This is a genomic window from Paenibacillus sp. oral taxon 786 str. D14 (assembly GCF_000159955.1).
Classification (GTDB): Bacteria; Bacillota; Bacilli; order Paenibacillales; family Paenibacillaceae; genus Fontibacillus; species Fontibacillus phoenicis.
Genome location: NZ_GG695973.1, coordinates 95625 through 113783, shown reverse-complemented (window position 1 = coordinate 113783; position 18159 = coordinate 95625). Strand labels below are relative to the sequence as shown.

The window sequence follows — 18159 nt, the reverse complement described above, 5'->3', positions numbered from 1 at the left end:
AAGCTCGCTTTCTGGTGCCGGATTCCATGGATCATTTTCCAAACATAACAAGCCGCAGGATGACAAATAATGAGTATACCGTGCAAGTTAGGAAAATAAGGAGGAATGCCGTTTGCCTGCAAAAGCGAAAAACAAGCCGGGAGCTCGGGTGAAGTTGAACAACCTGCTGCTGACGGAGGAAGAGTATCAGCAGGTTGCCGACCAGCATAAGCCGAAAACAAACATTTTGCGCAACTGCCTGAGGGCGTTTCTGGTCGGCGGGTTCATCTGCTTTATTGGCCAATGTATCCAGCAGCTGTTTATGACTTTTGCCGACATGTCCGCGCGGGAAGCAGCGAGTCCTACGGTCGCGATCCTGATTCTTATCTCCATCGTGCTCACCTCGTTTGGCGTTTACGACAAAATCGCCCAATGGGCCGGGGCCGGTACGGCTGTACCTGTGACGGGGTTCGCCAACTCCATGTGCTCCTCGGCCATTGAATCCCGAGCGGAGGGGCTTGTCCTTGGCGTCGGGGCCAATATGTTTAAGCTGGCGGGTTCGGTGATCGTGTTTGGCGTTGTGGCCGCTTTTATCGTAGGCGTGATTCATGTGATTTTCGGCCTGGGAGGAGTGCATTAACCGATGCTGATCGGCGCGCAAACCTGGGAATTTCGCTCCAAGCCGGCCGTTATCGGAGCGGCGACCGTTGTAGGGCCTGAAGAAGGGGAGGGGCCGTTGTCCCACACGTTTGATTTCGTCTACGACAATTTGGAGATTGACGAGAAGACGTGGGAAAGAGCGGAGCGCAAGCTGTTGGAGCACGCTGGGTCCCTTGCCTTGGTCCATGCCGGCATCAATCGCGAGGACCTGTCCTTCTTCATCGGCGGCGATTTGATGAACCAGATTATTACCGCGACGTTTGCGGCCCGGACGATTGCGGCTCCGTATCTTGGGGTGTTCGGTGCCTGCTCGACCTCCATGGAGAGTCTTGCCTTAGCCGCATTTCTGGCTGACGCCGGCGGGGCAAAATATGTGATGGCCGGTACGGCCAGCCATAACTGTACTGTGGAGAAGCAGTTCCGCTATCCAACCGAATACGGATCGCAAAAACCGGCCACCGCCCAATATACGATTACGGGCGCAGGCTGTGCGGTTGTATCGAAGGAGGGGAGCGGTCCGCGCATTACCCATGCCACGATCGGCCGGATCCAGGATCTCGGTGTTAAGGATCCGTTTAACATGGGAGCGGCCATGGCGCCGGCCGCTGTGGATACGCTGGTTTCCCACTTCCGCGATACGGGCCGGGGGCCCGAGGATTATGATTTGATCGTCACCGGAGACTTAGCTTCGGTGGGACATGCCATCGCCAAGGATTTACTTGAAAAAGACGGCGTCTCGATGGACAAAACGAAATTTGACGATTGCGGATTGATGATTTATGACCGTAACAAACAAACGTATGTGAATGCCGGAGGCAGCGGCTGCGGCTGTTCCGCCGTCGTCACCTATGGCCACATTCTAAGAAAATTAAAGAACCGGGAAATAGGCCGGGTGCTGGTCGTTGCTACGGGTGCCCTCTTGTCTCCGCTGTCCTATCAGCAAGGCGAGAGCATTCCCTGCATCGCGCACGCGGTTGCCCTGGAACAGGAGGTTAACGAAAAATGATATTTTTTTGGGCATTTGTCGTTGGCGGATTGATCTGTGTTATCGGCCAACTGATGTTTGACGTGCTAAAGCTCACCCCGGCGCACACAATGAGTTCGCTGGTCGTCGCCGGTGCAGTGATGGATGCGATTGGCTGGTATGACCCGCTGGTGAAGTTCGCCGGAGCGGGAGCTTCCGTACCGATTACAAGCTTCGGCAACTCGCTGGTGCACGGGGCATTAACCGAACTGCAGCGGGACGGCTGGATCGGGGTTATTACCGGGATCTTCGACGTGACTAGTGCGGGGATCTCGGCGGCGATCATTTTCTCCTTCCTTGCGGCACTTGTTGCCCGGCCAAAAGGTTAAAATTTTTGGAAAACGCATTGCTTTTTGCGGGAACAGTGTACTCCCTATCTATCTTCATGTAAAATAGGTAGATATATACAGGTCTTATTTGGGAGGGAAAATGCGTGCCCGTACATGAGCAATCGATGCAAACTTTGAACGCCGTAAAGAACAACCTGGAGTCGTGTATTTTAGGAAAGTCTTTTGAAATCAAGCTGCTGCTTTCGGCGCTGCTGGCCGGCGGCCATGTGTTAATCGAGGACGTACCCGGTACAGGTAAGACGCAGCTCGTGAAGGCGCTGGCCAAGTCGATGAGCGGAGACTACCGGCGGATACAATGTAATCCAGATATTTTGCCCAGCGACATTACGGGGGTATCGGTTTTCCATCCTCATGAAGAACGTTTCGTATTCCGGCCAGGTCCGGTGATGACGCATATTTTGCTGGCGGATGAAATCAACCGGGCAACCACAAAGACGCAATCCGCCTTGCTGGAAGTCATGGAGGAGCGAAGCGTCACTGCCGATGGCGTGACCTACCCGCTTCCTCATCCTTTTATGCTCTGCGCTACGCAGAATCCGATTGACTTTGAAGGCACTTATCTGCTGCCGGAAGCTCAGTTGGACCGCTTTATGATGAAAATTGGGATCGGTTATCCCGACGCCGACACGGAGAAAGCGATGCTGCGCTCCCATAGTCAAGGCCAGCCGGCAGATCAGTTGGAATCGGTTACAACGATGGAGGAGATTGCCGCCATCCAACGTGAGGTTCAGCGCGTGCATATCAGCGAACCGCTTGCCGATTACTTGCTGGAGATCGTTCGCCGGACACGGGAGCATGAAGAAGTGTTGCTGGGCGCGTCGCCGCGCGCTTCGCTCGCCTTTATGGCCGCAGCCAAGGCCTATGCTTTCCTGGAGGAGCGGGATTATGTTCTGCCCGACGATATTAAGACGCTCGCGCCATTCGTGCTGGAGCACCGGATTCTGCTGCGTCCCGAGTCCCGCCTGGGGCACCGGAACGTCAGCGAGGTGCTGCAGCAAATTCTCCGGCAGGTCCACGTACCGGTCGCCATAGGACGGTAACCGATGCGCGCGCTGGTTGAAGGCGTTAAAGCGGGCCTCACCTCCCGGAAGTTCTGGAGGGTGGCGTCCGTTTGGCTGGTCTGCCTGTTGTATGTCTTGTTTCAAGGCGGGAAAACCTCGCTGATGTTATTTATGATGGTTTCGGTGCTGAGCTTCTACTGGGCGATTGGAGGGTTTGGCGGCGTCAAACGGATCACGGGCTCGCGGACGCTTTCGCTCTCTGGAGAACGGGGCGGGTTGCTTCAAGCCGGGGATCAGGTGGTGGTGAAGCTGCAGCTGCAGCTTCCGGCATTTTTGCCGCTGCCTTACATCGTCGTCAGGGAAACGCTGCGGCGCCATAACGGGGACAGCTGGATGTTCGAGGACAGCATTGTGCCTTATTTCAGCTCCCGATCCGAGCTGGTGTACAAAACGCCGCCCCTCGAGCGCGGGAAATACGCATTTGCCGGTACGAATTGCAGTGCTGAGGATATTTTTGGTCTCATGGAGCATACCAGCGTCTTTCAGACTGGCGGGGAGTTTCGCATCCTTCCCCGAACGGCGTTTATTCCGCACTGGGAGCTGTACAGCCGCAATTCGCGTCTTGCCGGTCCGGAGACGGCCGTTGCACTGTCGCGCCGGGAATCGACTCAAATCAACGGGGTGCGCGATTATGTGTACGGGGATCGGATTTCGCGGATTCATTGGAGCGCTACCGCGAAGACGGGGACCTGGAAGTCCAAGGAGTTCGAGCATGAATCGCTGCCGAAAATGGTTCTGGTGCTGGACGCCCATACGAGCGGATATTTCCGCCCTCCGCAGTTCGAATTGGCCGTATCGACGGCCGCGTCGCTGCTGGAATTTGGGGCTAGAGAACGGATCAGCATGGGGCTGTGCACCATGGGCAAGACCCTCCGTTACTTCCCGCCGGCGGAAGGTTATCTGGAGCGGCAGCAGATGCTGCACCATCTCGTAGATATCGATGCGGACGGATTCGGCAACTACAAGGATCGCTTAGAAGCGAAGCCGGATTTGTTTCAGCCGGGCGCGTTCTTTATCCTAATCAGTCCGCTGGCGGACGACAAGGTGCTGGCTATGCTTAGGTTAGCCAAATCGCGGCAGATGATCCCGTATCATATCCAAATCGGGGATGAGGCTGTGGCCGCAGGCGCGCCTAACACATATCAAACCGTTAAACGTTCCGCATGGCAGGCGACCCTGCAGGAGCGGGGACTTCGCGGCATTTACGTCTCCTCTCTGCGCGAGCTTCCCGCAGCGATGGGGGGTGCGAAGCTGTGAAACTTACGGCAAATTCTCAGCTTCCGAAGTCTTATCAGAGCTTAACCCTGTTGTGGATCGTGATCATTGCCATGCAATGGATTGATTTTACGGAGCCGCTGTGGTTTTCGGTCACGACCACTTTGGTGACGGTCACAATCATTATGATGGCTCTGATTGAATGGCTGCTTCCGGTGCAGGCGGCGTGGAAATGGACGATCAAGATCATCGCGCTGCTGTTGATTTGGAGGTTCATCCTGACCAGTTACGGGGTTTACGTTCCGTTTGGCCCGTTTTTTCCCGATCAGATTCGCGGCATGGCGTTAACCTTTACGCCGTATATCTGGTTTTCCTTAATCGCCTGGGTGCTGCTTGAGGCGGCGCTGCGGCTGGTCGTGACTCGTCTGAGAATTTTGGCGTTTTTGGCCGTCCATCTGGTTGCGTTTACGATTTTGGACTCTTTTACACGTTATTATTTATGGCAAAACGTAGCCTGGATTGTATTCGCCGGTCTCGGCTGGCTGGTGAGCGCTCATTTCTACGAGTATCGCCGGAAATATCCGCATGGCTGGCAACGGTTGCGGCAAAGCCCGTTTAAGATCGCCGTGAACATCTTTATCGTCTTTGCCTGCGTGCTGCTGATCGGAATCAGCATGCCGTCGGTGTCGCCTACGCTGACCGATCCGTATACGGCTTGGATCAAGCGCAGCGGGGGAGGCGGCGGCGGTCCCTCAGCCCTGACCAGCGCGTTGGGGGATAGCCCGTCTGCCGTACAAGAGGAGGTCGTCTCCGGCTACAGCCGCGATGACAAAACGCTAGGCGACGGATTCGAATTCAGCTACAGCCCGGTTATGTCCATTGAAACGCCGGTGAGATCTTATTGGCGCGGTGAAACCCGGCGCATCTACTCAGGGAAGGGATGGGCTGACCTGGAGCAGGAAGGCCGGGATACGGAACGTTATCGCGGCGGACCGGACGCCGACCCGCTCATGCACGATCAGCCGGGCAAGGTGGAAACGATGCGGGTAGAACAGATCGTGACGATGAGTACCGATAAGGTGTACCCGGTCTTGTTCGGCGGTTATGCCATCGAAAGCATCGAATTGCTGGACGAACGCCAGCAGGCGGATATGCGCTGGGCCGGCAAACAGGCGGAGCTGTTCTGGAACGGCTACCGCGATCCCGGGGATTTGCCGGATTATCCGCGGAAATATAAGGTGGTTGCCAATATTCCGCTGATCCCACTGAAGGAGTTGGAGCAGGTCAGTTACGATGCGTTGTATCCGGAAGGTGCGCCGGAGGAATATTTGCAACTCCCCAGCAACCTGCCGCAGCGGGTGAAAGACCTGGCCGAGGAAATTACCGCAGAAGGCGAGACACCCTACGCGAAAATGGATTTGTTGCAGCAATACCTTCGGCAAAACTACGAATATACGAACAAGCCGGATTTGACCCGCAGACGCAGCGACGATTTCGTCGACAGCTTCCTGTTTGAAATCCGGCAGGGGTACTGCGACTACTATTCGACGGCGATGGTTGTGATGGCCCGCTCGCTGGGCATCCCCGCACGTTGGGTTAAAGGGTACGCTCCCGGCAGTCAGCCAAGCGACGAGATGATGATGCGCAACCCGGAGCTGGGCCGAGCGTACAATGTGAGCAATGCGGATGCCCACTCTTGGGCGGAATTGTATTTCGGCGATTACGGCTGGATTCCGTTTGAGGCGACGCCGGGCTTCGTCTCTCCGATTATGGAGGCGCCGGAGGAGAGCGAAGATACGCTTACGGTGGATACGAACACCGATACGGAAGTGGTTGCAGCCGAAGAAAGCTTCTTCTCCAAGCTGGATCCGGTGGTCATGCAACGGATTTTCGTTTCGGCCGTCAGTGTCTTATTGCTTTGGACTTTATATCAACTGCGCTCGGAGTTGTATTTCCTCTGGCTCCGGCTGCGGCTGGGCCGCCCGCTGACGCCGGGGGAGAAGACGATTTACGAAACGCTGCGACTCGTCAGACGGATGCGGCGAAGAGGCTTCACCCGCGGCGACCAGGAAACGCTGCGGGAAGCGTTTGGGCGCTGGAAGCTTGAACGACCGCAGCTCGCGGAGGCGCTGGATCCGTTGCTGCTCTTATACGAGCAGGCGATGTACAGCCCGAGTCCGGCTGCCGCCGATTGGCGCACCGCGCGGGAGCTGTCGCGAAAGGCAACCAAATTGGTTGGCGGTCACGGTTGGAGGCAGGCTTGGCCGCCTGGCCCTAAACGGTCCCTTGGTCAATGATCCGATCGTAAACTTATATACTCTGTCAACGTTAACGCCCCCGTGCTTGCGCGGGAGGCGTTTTCTTTTTTAAAATAGAAGCATGTCGGGGGAATAATATGGTATAGTTTGTCGTATGAAACCGAGGTGAACGTATTTGTTTGAGAAGTTTATACCGAATATGCGCGTGGACAGCGTATTCGATATCGATCTGGAAGGACTCTATGCCCAAGGCTACCGCGGTATCATCACCGACCTCGACAACACCCTGGTCGGAGCCAAAGCGCCGCTGGCCACTCCCGAACTGATCGAATGGTTTGAGAAAGTGAAGAAATGCGGGTTTAAACTCGTGATTGTGTCAAACAATAATTTGGATCGGGTGTCGGTATTCGCCAACCCGTTAAATATTGAGTTTGTGCACGCAGCCAGAAAACCGTCCGGCGCAGCTTTTCACCGAGCGATGGAAATGATGGGGCTTGGCCCGAAGGAGACGATCGTGGTAGGCGACCAAATGATGACCGACGTCTTTGGCGGGAACCGGCAAGGGTTGTTTACTGTGCTCGTGCTCCCGATTTCCGTTCAGGATGAAAGGTTCGGCACGAAAATTAATCGCATGCTGGAACGAATCGTGAAGCGGCGGCTGGGCAAGGTTGGATTATGGCTCGAGGAGGACAAGAGGAGATGACGGAAGTACGGGGCGCAGAAGGCGCTCTTCGTTGCAGCGGGTGCGGTGCTGTGCTGCAAACGCAGGATTCAAGTAAGCCGGGGTACGTCCCGGAGCAAGCTTTATCGAAAGAACCGGTGATATGCCAACGCTGTTTCCGGATCAAGAACTATAATGAATCTTCATCCGTTACGGTGGAGCAGGACGAGTTCCTGCGGTTGCTGTCGCAGATCGGCAGTAAGGAAGCGTTGGTCATTCATATCGTGGATCTGTTCGATTTTCATGGCAGCGTGATTACTGGCTTGCAGCGGTTTGTTGGGAACAATCCGGTGCTGCTGGCGGTAAACAAGACCGACCTGCTGCCGAAAGTAACGAACTGGAACAAAGTCCGTAACTGGGTGCAGAAGGAAGCCAAGGACTTGGGGCTGAAGATCGAAGACGTCGTTCTGTGCAGCGCCAAGCAAAACAGCGGCTTCGACCGGCTGCTGGATGCGGTGGCGGCACGGCGCGGCGATCGAGACGTGTATGTCGTTGGCGCAACGAATGTTGGCAAATCAACGCTGATCAACCGGTTGATTCGGGATTACAGCGATCTGGATCAGGAGTTGACCGTTTCGCGTTATCCAGGCACGACGCTCGACATGGTGCACATCCCGCTGGATGACGGCCGGGCGATCATTGATACGCCGGGGATTGTGTATCCGTCCCGCTACAGCGAGCTGGTAGCCCCATCCGATTTGGGCGTCATCATGCCGGACAAGCCGCTTAAGCCGGCGGTATACCAGCTGAATGAGGGACAGACGCTCTTTTTTGGCGGCTTTGGCCGGTTTGATTTCATTCAAGGGGAGCGCCAGTCGTTCACTTGTTTCGTCAACATCCGGGTGCCGATTCACCGTACGAAGCTTGCCCGGGCGGATGAGTTGTTCACGGAACATGCCGGGGAATTACTGTCACCGCCGAGCAAGGAGCATATTGAAGCGTTGCCGGAATGGACGCGCCATGAATTCCGGATTCCGAAGGGCAGCCGGAGCGATGTGTTTATTTCCGGCTTAGGCTGGATCAAAATTAACAACGATGCGGGTGCGGTCGTCGCGATGCATGTGCCTAAAGGCGTGAAGGTGCTCGTTCGGCCGTCGTTGATTTAAGGGTTTGATGGTGTGGACGCTGGCTGGCCTTGCTGGCTAGCGTCTTGCCATGCAGCACAGATAAGGGTAAAAAAAGGCGCTATTTGATGGAAAACGCAAGGATTGAGCAAAATAGCGGTCATTATGGGTGTTATTTTTGGAGCGTGGCCCGAAGTAGGGGCGATTGCGGCGTTTTTCAGGTGGAATAAGGCCATAATTTACCGCTATTTTTGAGTAGAAACGGACTTTAGAGTAAATAAGGCCCATTTGGACCTTTATTATTCGGAAAATCCGGCGAGCGGGAGGAGAACCGATGGGAGAGCGAGAGCAGGCGAATCACGAAAAATGGGGAGAGACACAGGCAAGGGACTACGGAAGCGCTAGGCAACCGCTGCTGCTCGGCGTCATCGGCGATCCGATTCAGCATTCCAAATCGCCGGTGATGCACACCGCTGCCTTGCAGGCGTGCGGGCTTACTGGTGCTTACCTGCCGTTCCACGTCAAAGGGAACCGGTTGGAGGAAGCAATCCGGGGCATTCGCGCGTTGGGGTTCCGAGGCATCAATGTCACGGTTCCGCATAAGGTGGAAGTGATGAACTACTTGGACCACATCGACGAAAGCGCGCGGCTGATCGGGGCGGTGAACACGATCGTGAACGACGACGGCGTGCTCACCGGGTACAACACCGATGGTATCGGGTATATCCGCTCGCTGAAGGAGGAGGCTGCCCCTGAGCTGAAGGGCAAACGCGTGCTGGTGCTGGGCTGCGGCGGCGCAGCCCGGGGCATTGTGTACGCGCTGCTGCAGGAGGAGCCGGGGCGGGTGACAATCGCCAACCGCACCGGGGAGAAAGCGCAGGAGCTGGCCGCCGAATGGTCCGGGCTCGGCAGCTTAACCGGCTGCGGCATGGATGAGCTGGCTGAGGTGCTGCCGGAAGTGGACCTCATCATTAACACCACCTCCGTTGGCATGCATCCGCACGTGAGCGATTGTCCGTTGGATGCGCGGCTCATCCCGGAGGGGATCGTGGTCAGCGATCTGATCTACAATCCGCTAAAGACCGAGCTGCTGGTGCAAGCTGAGGCGAAAGGCTGCACGATTCACAGCGGGCTGGGGATGTTCATTTACCAGGGCGCTTACGCGTTTGAGCGTTGGACTGGCCTGATTGCGCCGGTGGGTGCGATGCGGGCAGCGGTCTTGGAGAGCATGAATCAATAACGCAAGTTGTCGCATAATTGAATGTTAAGGGGTCTTGAATACGACATGTTAACAGGAAAACAAAAACGTTACCTGCGCAGTTTAGCGCATGGGCTGCAGCCGATTTTTCAAGTTGGCAAAGGCGGCACCAACGAGCATATGATTAAGCAAATCTCGGAAGCGCTGGAGCGCCGGGAGCTCATCAAAATCTCTGTACTGAACAATAATCTGGACGATCCGCAGGAAATCGCCGAGGAGCTGGCGCAAGGCGCCGGCGCTGAGCTGGTACAGCTGATCGGCCGGACGATTATTTTATATAAGGAGTCTCGTGAATATAAGCAAATCGAGCTGCCTTGAAACGAGCTGCATTCAAAGGTTATTGGAGGCAACGCAACATGAAAAAAGTCGGAATTATGGGCGGGGCGTTTGACCCGATACACCTCGGCCATCTGTTGGCGGCGGAGGCGGCCAGAGAACAATACCATCTGGAAGAGGTTTGGTTCATGCCCTCCCATATCCCTCCGCATAAGCATCAGGCAGGCGTGAGCGGCCAGCAGCGGCTGGAGATGGTCGAGGCGGCGATAGACAGCAATCCCGCCTTTAAGCCGCTGGATATCGAGCTGCGCCGCGGCGGCGTGTCCTACACGGTGGATACGATCCGGGAGCTGCGTGCACTGCATCCCGATCTGGAGTTTTATTTTATTATCGGGGCCGATATGGTGAATTACCTTCCGAAATGGGAAGGGATTGAGGATTTGGCCGGGATGATTTCGTTTATCGGGCTGCAGCGCCCCGGAAGCTTTCTGGAACTGGACGCGCTGCCTCCGTTTATTCAGGAGGCGGTGCAGCTTGCGGAGATGCCGCTTGTTGATATTTCCTCGAGCCTGATCCGCAGCCGCTTATCCGCCGGACGTTCGGTCAGATATATGGTACCGGATGCCGTGTATGAATATATGACAAGGAGCGGATTGTATGGGTTACAGCCGTGAAGAACTGATCGCCTCCGTTTCGGCGGGGATGCCCGCCAAACGCTGGAAGCATGTTGAAGGCGTGATGGAGAGCGCGGTCATTCTGGCCAAGAGGTATGGAGCCGATCCGGTCAAAGCGGATTTAGCCGCTCTGCTGCATGACTTGGCCAAGTTTTGGCCGATTGAGGAGCAGGAAGCGGTCATCCGCGACAACGGTTTAAACGCCGAGCTGCTGAATCACGACAAGCAGCTGCTGCATGCTGAGGTCGGGGCATTCATCTCCAGGCGGGATTACGGGATAGAGGATGAAGAGGTGCTGGACGCGATCCGTTACCACACCTCCGGCCGGGTTGGCATGACGCTGCTGGACAAAATCGTATGTCTGGCAGATTACATCGAGCCGGGGCGCGAGTTCCCGGGCGTGGAGAGGATTCGCGAGCTGGCGGAAACAAGTTTGGAGGATGCGCTGATCGCGGGCTTTGACTCGACGATATCTTTTTTACTGGAGAAGGGGAAGCCGATCTTTCCTTTGACGGTATTAGCACGTAACGATTTGATCGTAAACCGACAAAAATCTAAGGAGGCTGAATGAATGGCGATTAGTTCCAATGAATTGATGAACTTGGCGGTGCAGGCTGCAGACGATAAAAAAGCAATGAACATCGTGGCGCTAGACTTGAAAGGGATTTCCTTGATTGCGGACTATTTTGTGATCTGCCACGGGAACTCGGATACGCAGGTGCAGGCGATTGCCACCGAGATTCGCAAAAGAGCGCATGAGGTTGGCGCCAATATTCGAGGCATCGAAGGCTTGGATTCCGCCCGCTGGGTGCTGATGGATCTGGGGGACGTTGTCGTGCACGTGTTCCATCGCGATGAGCGCGAATATTACAATATTGAGCGGCTTTGGTCGGATGCCAAGGTCGTGGAGACGGTATGAGCCTGATCGCGGGAACCATCGTCTCTTTACCGATCGATCGCGAGGTATCGCCGTACGGGTATTTTCTAAGTGCAGGCGGGCAAGATGTGCTGCTCCATTACTCCGAGCTGACACGCCAGGTGAAGCCGGGGGAAACGGTGGAGGTGTTTCTGTTCTACGATACGGAGGACCGTTTGGCGGCCACGATGAAGAAGCCGTATCTCACGCTAGGCGAGCTGGCGCTGCTTGAGGTGGCTGACGTGCATCCGCGGCTCGGCTGCTTCCTGGAGATGGGGCTGGGCCGTCAGCTGCTGCTGCCAATCCGTGAGCTGCCCGAGATGAAGGAGCTTCATCCGCAGGTGGGCGACCAGGTGTACGTCATCATGGAGCACGACAAGCAGGGCCGTCTCAAAGCGAAGCTGGCTGGCGAGCAGGATCTGGCTCCCCTTGCTTTCCATGCTCCAACCTCGTGGAAAAACCAATGGCTCGATGCCATCGTCTACAAGCCGCTGCAAATGGGGACGTTTGTGGTCGTCCAAGGCGGCGTGCTGGGGTTCGGGGCGATTGGCTTGATCCACGCCTCGGAACGCAGCCGCTTGCTGCGCCTGGGCGAGCGCGTCCAGGTGCGGGTGGCCCATATCCGTGAGGACGGGCGCGTGAACCTGTCGATGGCGCCGCGCAAGGAAATCGGCATGGGCCAGGATGCGGAGCGCATTCTCGCGTATTTGGAGAGTCGTCCGGGCGGAAGCATGCCGTATTCCGACGCGACGCCGCCGGACCTGATCAAGCAGCGGTTTGCCATCAGCAAGTCCGCGTTCAAGCGGGCGCTTGGCAAGCTGATGAAGGAAGGTAAGGTTGTCCAGAAAGAGAACTGGACCTATTTGGTGCAGTCTCCAGCTGCCGGCACGGACGATCACGGGCAGCCGGAAGCTTAAGCAACAGCAGCAACTAGACAGAAGGCGGTGACAAGCAAGCCCATGGCATCTTATCGGAAATTTGCTTACGTGTACGACGAATTGATGGAGGACATGCCTTACCCGGACTGGATCCGGTTTGCCCGCACGGCTTGGGAACGGTACGGAATGCCAAAGACGGTCGTGGATCTCGGTTGTGGGACCGGCAGCATTACAATTCCGTTGGTGAATGCCGGGTTCGAGGTAATCGGCATCGATTTGTCCGCCGACATGCTGGCGGTGGCCCGCCGCAAAATGGAAACCACGCCCCAAGGCGCCCGGTTACTCCGCGAGGGCAGCGTGCGCTGGGTGCAGCAGGATATGACGGAGTGGTCCGTGCCGGAGCCGGTCGACGCCGTCATTTCTTTTTGCGATTGCTTGAACTATTTGCTGGAAGAAGAAGACATCATTCGGACCTTCCGCCGGACCTACGAAGGGCTGGAGCCCGGAGGGACGTTCCTGTTTGATGTGCACCATCCCCACACGTTGATCCGGTACGAGGAAGAGCAGCCGTTTGTTTGGGACGAGCCGAGTGTGTCGTATATCTGGACTTGCGAGCGAAACGCGCATCGCAACGAAATCGAGCATCATCTGACGATCTTCGCCCGGGAAGAGGAGCAGGGACCGGAATTGTACCGCCGGTTCGAAGAGACGCATATCCAGCGGGCGTACGACCCGGCATGGATGAAAAGCGAGCTGCTGCGCTGCGGCTTCCGCGAGGTCTACATCTATGCTGATTTCGAGTGGGTCGAGGCGGTGGATGAGGCGGCCCGGCTCTTTTTTGTGGCGGTGAAGTAGACGGCCCCGAGTGCAAATCAGGGCCCCAAGTGCAAGTCCCTGCAAAAGTGCCGTTTTTTTGGGGATTTTCCGTATAAATCGCAAAATAAATGCAAAAGTGCAGGAATTTTTTATCCAATTCGGGGTTTGACGTTTTCCGTCTAAAACAACTGCAGTTTTGCAGGGATTTATCGAAAAAAGGCTGAAGTTCGCGAAGAAAACTGTATTTTTGCACTAATTTCTCCATGGAGGATCGCTGTCTCTCAAAGCTATAATGGGAAACGGAGATCTATGGAAGGAAAGAGGGGAAACGCATGAAAAAGCAGTTGACCGTATTGTTTCAGGGGGATTCCATTACAGACGGAAATCGGGATCGCGGCACGGATTTGAATCATATTTTGGGCCACAGCTATGCCTACATCATCGCCGCGAAGCTAGGTCATGAATACGCGCATTTGCAGCCAAAATTCATTAACCGGGGCGTGAGCGGGGATCGGGTCTCCGACCTTTACGCAAGATGGAACGAGGATGCGATCAGTCTGAAGCCGGACGTGATTAGTCTGCTGATCGGCGTTAACGACGCCTGGCGGCAAATGAGCGGCGAACCTAGCGGGGCAACGGATCGTTTCGAACGGGCGTATCGTCACTTGCTGGAGGAGACGAAGGAAGTATTGCCGAACACCAAGCTGGTGTTATGCGAGCCGTTTATTTTGAAAACCGGAGCTACGGCGGAAAAATGGACCGAATGGGAGCGCCTGATCAAACGGTACCAGGATACCGTTCGTCAATTGGCTGAAGAGTTTGGTACGGTGCATGTTCCTTTGCAGGATGCGTTTGATGCGGCGACGGAAAAAGCCGAGGCCGCTTACTGGATCTGGGACGGCGTCCATCCGACGGCTGCAGGCCACGATGTCATCGCCAAACGGTGGCTGGAGGTCGTGGAGCGCAGCGGATTGTGGGACTAAGACGAACATAAATAAAGGGTTTAAAGCGGATCGATTCCGTTTTAAACCCTTTTATTTTTGACGAAACATTTCCTTCAGCACACGGTACGCACGCGCTTGTTCCTCGGCCGGCTGTTCCTGCAGCAGCTGCACGATCTGCCAAATCCAAGTTTGGTCCTGGAGCTCGTCGTACCCTGGATTGCGAAATAGAGCATATACGCTGATCTGCAGGGCATCCGCAATTTTATGCAGCGTTTCGAGCTGAACGTTTTGCTCCCCGCGTTCCAACCGTCCGATGTAGGAACCGTACGTTTCCGTCGACTCGGCCAGTTGTTCCTGCGTAAGCCCTTTGAGCTTGCGATAGTATCTGACATTTTTTCCGACCTGCTTTGCTACATCCATAGAGGCCACCTCTCGTATTAAGTTTAGTCCAAGCGGAGGGGCAAACTGCAGAGTATTCAAAGTTCAATATTTTATCAAAAAGAATTCATAAGTTCTTTATTGCATATTATTGACAAAATTCAAGTGGAATATTATTTTGAAAATAGAAAGTTGAACCATTCCTTTGGGATGGTTGATTTTTTCATATTGAAGGTTGTGAGGAGTGGTCTTTTTGAACAAATCAGGGTTGCAGATATTTCCATTTTATTCGAATTAGACATAATCCCCTAAAATCATGGATGAATAGTTTTTTTTGCAAAATAGAGGGGGATTCCTTTGAAACCGCGTGCCACTATTGTCGCTGCAATAGAAGAATATATGGTGCGACACCAGCTAAATCTCACTCAATTGGCCAAGCAGTTTGAACTGAACCCAGGGACGTTAAGCTCCATTCTGAACGGAAACCGTCCGCTGGCTGTAGATCAATTAGAACGGATCACCATGGTGCTGGGATTTCCGAGAGGCCATTTCTATAAGACTTATATCAGCGAGTATCTGCACGAGAAGGATCCGGATTGGCGAAGAGTAAAACCACTAATTCATAACTGCGCGGAGTTGGGCCAGTTTGATCGCATTCGGGAAATCGTTGGATTATTGCTGGACAACCCGCTTTATGCTCAACTTTTATTTGATTTGGCCGAAGAATTGTACGAGAAGGGCGAATATGAAGCAGCGGGGATCTTATACGAAAATGTGGCGATGACCGAGCGCAAGCAGCACTCCGAACGGTTGGCCCTTTGCCAATATCGTTTATTCCTGATCGGTCAAGGGACGAATCAGGATCAAAACTATCAGTCAGCGATCCAGTTCGAACCGTATATTGAGCGACTGGATGAAGCGAGTCAACTCGATGCGTTAAGGGATCTGGCCAATACCTATCGTGCCTTAAACCGATGGGATAGGGTGGAGAGTATTGCTCAACGATTGGAGCACAAGGCCAAAGTGTATTACTTTTCGGAACAGAAGCGAAAGATCTTGCAACGAAAGACAACTAGACCTTTGTTTTACTATTTGGCGTATTCCTATTTGCTGCTTGGGAGTGTACATAATTTGCGGGGGGAATATGACCAAGCCTTACTTTATATCCAACGCTATCATGATCTAAGTTGGGTGCGGGAAAACGATCCGGAAACGTTACATTGGCGGAACCTGTTTCGTGAATGGGCCTATGCAAACGCTCTTATAACCCGGCTTTCCTCCGGAGATATTACGGTACTCGATGAATATGTCACCTACTCCGAAAACAGACAATCGGACAAGATCCTCATGATCTTCAATCTGGTTAAAAACGCCAATCGGCATGACTTCTCGATTGAACATATCCTTGAACGGTTTAAAGAAGATTTGGCTGCTTTAGATCATCAGCCCTTGACTACGGGAATGTACAGCCCGCAGTTTATTCTTGATCGGATCTCCCAACTTTATATCGAATTAGCCGACTATGATCTCCGCCGAGGTAAGTACCCGGAGGGGTTTCGTTACTTACTTAAAAGCTTGGAACAGTTCAATCAATTAAACAATTCTCACCGAGCTGTCATGGTTAAATATGTAGAGCTATTCGAACGATACAGGAACTTTGCAACGCCGCAAGTCATCGATACATATGAGGAATTAATCAGCAAGTTAAAGAAAAGTGTATAATCCGTTGATGGAGCCACTGCCAAAGGAGCCGGCGTTGATGCACGGCTCTTTTGTCTTCCTTTTTTATGCAAAATTCCTCTTTTCGTGAAGGTTCTGCAGTAAATTCATCTGGTTCAGTGGAGAATTGTAAAAATTAAATAGTTATTGTGCTCATAATTCAGTATAATTCTTATGAACCCATTGAACGAACTCTTCAGAGAGGATTATCGACCTAATGAATGTAGCAGCAACTAAATCAGTTAAGACAAATCGGCGTTCGAAGCCGTCACCTCCACCTGTCCGGATCTTTTCACTCGGCGGGATCGGGGAAATCGGAAAAAATATGTATGGCATCGAGTTCAGAGACGAAATCATTTTGATTGACGCGGGGCTTAAATTCCCGGATTCCCGTTTGACGGGCATTGATTGCATCATTCCGGACATCAGTTATCTGATTGAGAACAAGCATAAAATGAAAGGGCTTTTCCTGACCCACGGTCATGAGGATCATATCGGTGCGATCCCGTATGTGTTACGTCAACTGCAGCTGCCTATTTATGGGGGCCCGTTGACGATTGGCTTGGTGAAGGCCAAATTGGAGGAGCATCGGTTGCTTGGGCAAGCGGAGCTGCATGTGTTCCATGAAAATGACCGGTATGCATTTAAGCATTTGGCTGTGCATTTCTTCCGGACGACACACAGCATTCCCGATGCTTTTGGCATTGTAGTAGATACCCCGTACGGATCGATCGTTCATACCGGCGATTTCAAATTCGATTTCACCCCGGAGGACCGTCCGGCGGATCTGTTTAAGATGGCCAGCGTCGGGGGAGAAGGCGTATTGGCGTTGCTCGCCGACAGCACCAACAGCGAGAAGGAAGGCTTTACCCCTTCCGAGCGTCGGGTTGGTGACGCCATCCTGGAGTCGTTCCGCGGCTGCCGGGGGCGGATCTTATTTGCCACCTTCGCCTCGAACGTGCATCGGCTTCAACAAGTGGTGGAAGCGGCCGCGATCGTAAACCGCAAAATCGCGGTCATCGGCCGCAGTATGGAGAAAGTGTTCGCTATCGGTCAGGATTTGGGCTACATCCGCGTTCCGGAAGGGATGCTGATCGATGTGAAGCACATCGACCGTTACCCTGAGGAGCAGGTCCTCATTGTCTGCACCGGCAGCCAAGGCGAACCCAACGCTGCGCTCAGCCGGATTGCTTCGGGTGCACATCGGAATGTGCAGGTTTATCCGGGGGATACGGTGATTTACTCGTCCTCGCCGATTCCTGGCAACGCGCAAAATATCAACCGCAGCATCGACCTGCTGCTTCGGGCAGGCGCAAACGTCATTTACGGCTCGATTTTCGACATCCATACGTCCGGGCATGGTTGCCGGGAGGACCTGAAGCTGATGCTCAGCTTTATTCGTCCTAAGTATTTTATCCCGATCCACGGTGAGTACCGGATGCTGCTCAGCCATCGTGATCTGGCGCTGCAAACAGGTATTCCTGAGGATCGCATCTTCATCATGAACATCGGGGATACGTTGTCGGTGTACCGGAACCGGGCGAAACGCGGGCGCACCATTCCTTCGGGGCAAGTGCTCATCAGTAACGGGGAAATGCGTCCTACCCATGAAGACACCCTGTTGTTGGAGCGGATGGAGCTGGCCCAGGAAGGGATCGTGATCGTCGTCATGACGGTCGACCGCAAGACGCGGCAAATTTTGGCCGGACCGGACATCGTCTCGCGCGGCTTCGTTTATATGCAGGACGCCAGACCGCTGCTGCGGCGGGCGGAGGCGATGCTGAAGCGGAACTTGAACCGCCTTGGCGAGAAGGAGCCTTACGATCATAACGCCTGGCTGCGAGCGACGCAGCAGCAGCTTCGGCGGTATTTTGCCAAAGAAGTGGGCCGGACGCCGCATATTATGCCTTCCATCTTGGAAGTTTAGCATCAGAGTGGGAGCTTCCCGATAACGGGAGGCTCCTCTCT

The 18159-nt window shown here is 54.3% G+C and carries 19 protein-coding genes; 18 read left to right on the top strand and 1 reads right to left on the bottom strand.

All coding sequences use genetic code 11. From position 1 onward, the window contains the following. Positions 1-112 precede the first annotated feature (112 nt). From spoVAC to POTG_RS07275, 16 genes are all read left to right on the top strand, one after another. The gene (gene spoVAC, locus POTG_RS07350; RefSeq protein WP_009224194.1) at positions 113-619 is read left to right on the top strand and encodes a stage V sporulation protein AC; all 507 of its coding nucleotides are present in this window, start codon (positions 113-115) and stop codon (positions 617-619) included. 3 nt (positions 620-622) lie between these two features. Beyond that, positions 623-1645 (top strand): stage V sporulation protein AD, encoded by a 1023-nt coding sequence (spoVAD, locus tag POTG_RS07345; RefSeq protein ID WP_009224193.1) that lies wholly within the window; start codon positions 623-625, stop codon positions 1643-1645. Next, entirely contained in the window at positions 1642-1992 is a 351-nt protein-coding gene (spoVAE, locus tag POTG_RS07340) for a stage V sporulation protein AE (protein ID WP_009224192.1), read from the top strand. Before spoVAD ends, spoVAE begins: the two co-directional genes overlap by 4 nt. Before the next feature lie 104 nt (positions 1993-2096). Continuing rightward, complete coding sequence (locus tag POTG_RS07335; RefSeq protein WP_009224191.1) at positions 2097-3053, top strand: AAA family ATPase; 957 nt, start codon at positions 2097-2099, stop codon at positions 3051-3053. Between the two features lie 3 nt (positions 3054-3056). Next, positions 3057-4331 carry a DUF58 domain-containing protein gene (locus POTG_RS07330; RefSeq protein WP_009224190.1) on the top strand — a complete coding sequence of 425 codons (1275 nt, stop codon included), beginning with the start codon at positions 3057-3059 and terminating at the stop codon, positions 4329-4331. Then, positions 4328-6586: a DUF4129 domain-containing transglutaminase family protein gene (locus POTG_RS07325; RefSeq protein ID WP_009224189.1), complete on the top strand. Its 2259-nt coding sequence runs from the start codon at positions 4328-4330 to the stop codon at positions 6584-6586. Before POTG_RS07330 ends, POTG_RS07325 begins: the two co-directional genes overlap by 4 nt. Positions 6587-6722: 136 nt before the next feature. Beyond that, entirely contained in the window at positions 6723-7250 is a 528-nt protein-coding gene (locus POTG_RS07320; RefSeq protein ID WP_009224188.1) for a YqeG family HAD IIIA-type phosphatase, read from the top strand. Next, positions 7247-8374 carry a ribosome biogenesis GTPase YqeH gene (gene yqeH, locus POTG_RS07315; RefSeq protein ID WP_009224187.1) on the top strand — a complete coding sequence of 376 codons (1128 nt, stop codon included), beginning with the start codon at positions 7247-7249 and terminating at the stop codon, positions 8372-8374. The genes POTG_RS07320 and yqeH overlap by 4 nt, the downstream gene beginning before the upstream one ends. 292 nt (positions 8375-8666) lie before the next feature. After that, positions 8667-9572, top strand: a complete 906-nt coding sequence (gene aroE, locus POTG_RS07310; RefSeq protein ID WP_009224186.1) for a shikimate dehydrogenase — start codon at positions 8667-8669, stop codon at positions 9570-9572. 45 nt (positions 9573-9617) lie between these two features. Beyond that, a complete protein-coding gene (gene yhbY, locus POTG_RS07305; protein WP_009224185.1) occupies positions 9618-9908 on the top strand; it encodes a ribosome assembly RNA-binding protein YhbY in 291 nt (96 codons plus the stop codon). Between the two features lie 38 nt (positions 9909-9946). Continuing rightward, on the top strand, positions 9947-10540 hold the full coding sequence (locus tag POTG_RS07300) for a nicotinate-nucleotide adenylyltransferase (RefSeq protein ID WP_036644628.1): 594 nt from the start codon (positions 9947-9949) through the stop codon (positions 10538-10540). Beyond that, positions 10524-11111: a bis(5'-nucleosyl)-tetraphosphatase (symmetrical) YqeK gene (yqeK, locus tag POTG_RS07295; protein WP_009224183.1), complete on the top strand. Its 588-nt coding sequence runs from the start codon at positions 10524-10526 to the stop codon at positions 11109-11111. The genes POTG_RS07300 and yqeK overlap by 17 nt, the downstream gene beginning before the upstream one ends. Then, positions 11112-11459: a ribosome silencing factor gene (rsfS, locus tag POTG_RS07290; RefSeq protein ID WP_009224182.1), complete on the top strand. Its 348-nt coding sequence runs from the start codon at positions 11112-11114 to the stop codon at positions 11457-11459. It begins immediately after the preceding gene. Next, positions 11456-12373, top strand: a complete 918-nt coding sequence (locus POTG_RS07285) for a CvfB family protein (RefSeq protein ID WP_036644626.1) — start codon at positions 11456-11458, stop codon at positions 12371-12373. The genes rsfS and POTG_RS07285 overlap by 4 nt, the downstream gene beginning before the upstream one ends. 42 nt (positions 12374-12415) lie before the next feature. Next, positions 12416-13189, top strand: coding sequence for a class I SAM-dependent DNA methyltransferase (locus tag POTG_RS07280; protein WP_009224180.1), 774 nt, complete (start codon positions 12416-12418; stop codon positions 13187-13189). A gap of 293 nt (positions 13190-13482) precedes the next feature. Continuing rightward, positions 13483-14133 carry an SGNH/GDSL hydrolase family protein gene (locus POTG_RS07275; protein WP_009224179.1) on the top strand — a complete coding sequence of 217 codons (651 nt, stop codon included), beginning with the start codon at positions 13483-13485 and terminating at the stop codon, positions 14131-14133. Positions 14134-14184: 51 nt separating this feature from the next. Here the strand turns inward: POTG_RS07275 and POTG_RS07270 are convergent, their stop codons facing one another. After that, on the bottom strand, positions 14185-14514 hold the full coding sequence (locus tag POTG_RS07270; protein ID WP_028537439.1) for a helix-turn-helix domain-containing protein: 330 nt from the start codon (positions 14512-14514) through the stop codon (positions 14185-14187). 315 nt (positions 14515-14829) lie between these two features. Here POTG_RS07270 and POTG_RS07265 point away from each other — a divergent pair, with 315 nt between their 5' ends. Together POTG_RS07265 and rnjA are read left to right on the top strand one after the other, a co-directional pair. Beyond that, positions 14830-16194 carry a hypothetical protein gene (locus tag POTG_RS07265; protein ID WP_009224177.1) on the top strand — a complete coding sequence of 455 codons (1365 nt, stop codon included), beginning with the start codon at positions 14830-14832 and terminating at the stop codon, positions 16192-16194. A 214-nt stretch (positions 16195-16408) separates the two neighbouring features. Next, a complete protein-coding gene (gene rnjA, locus POTG_RS07260) occupies positions 16409-18118 on the top strand; it encodes a ribonuclease J1 (RefSeq protein ID WP_009224176.1) in 1710 nt (569 codons plus the stop codon). Positions 18119-18159: the final 41 nt, after the last annotated feature.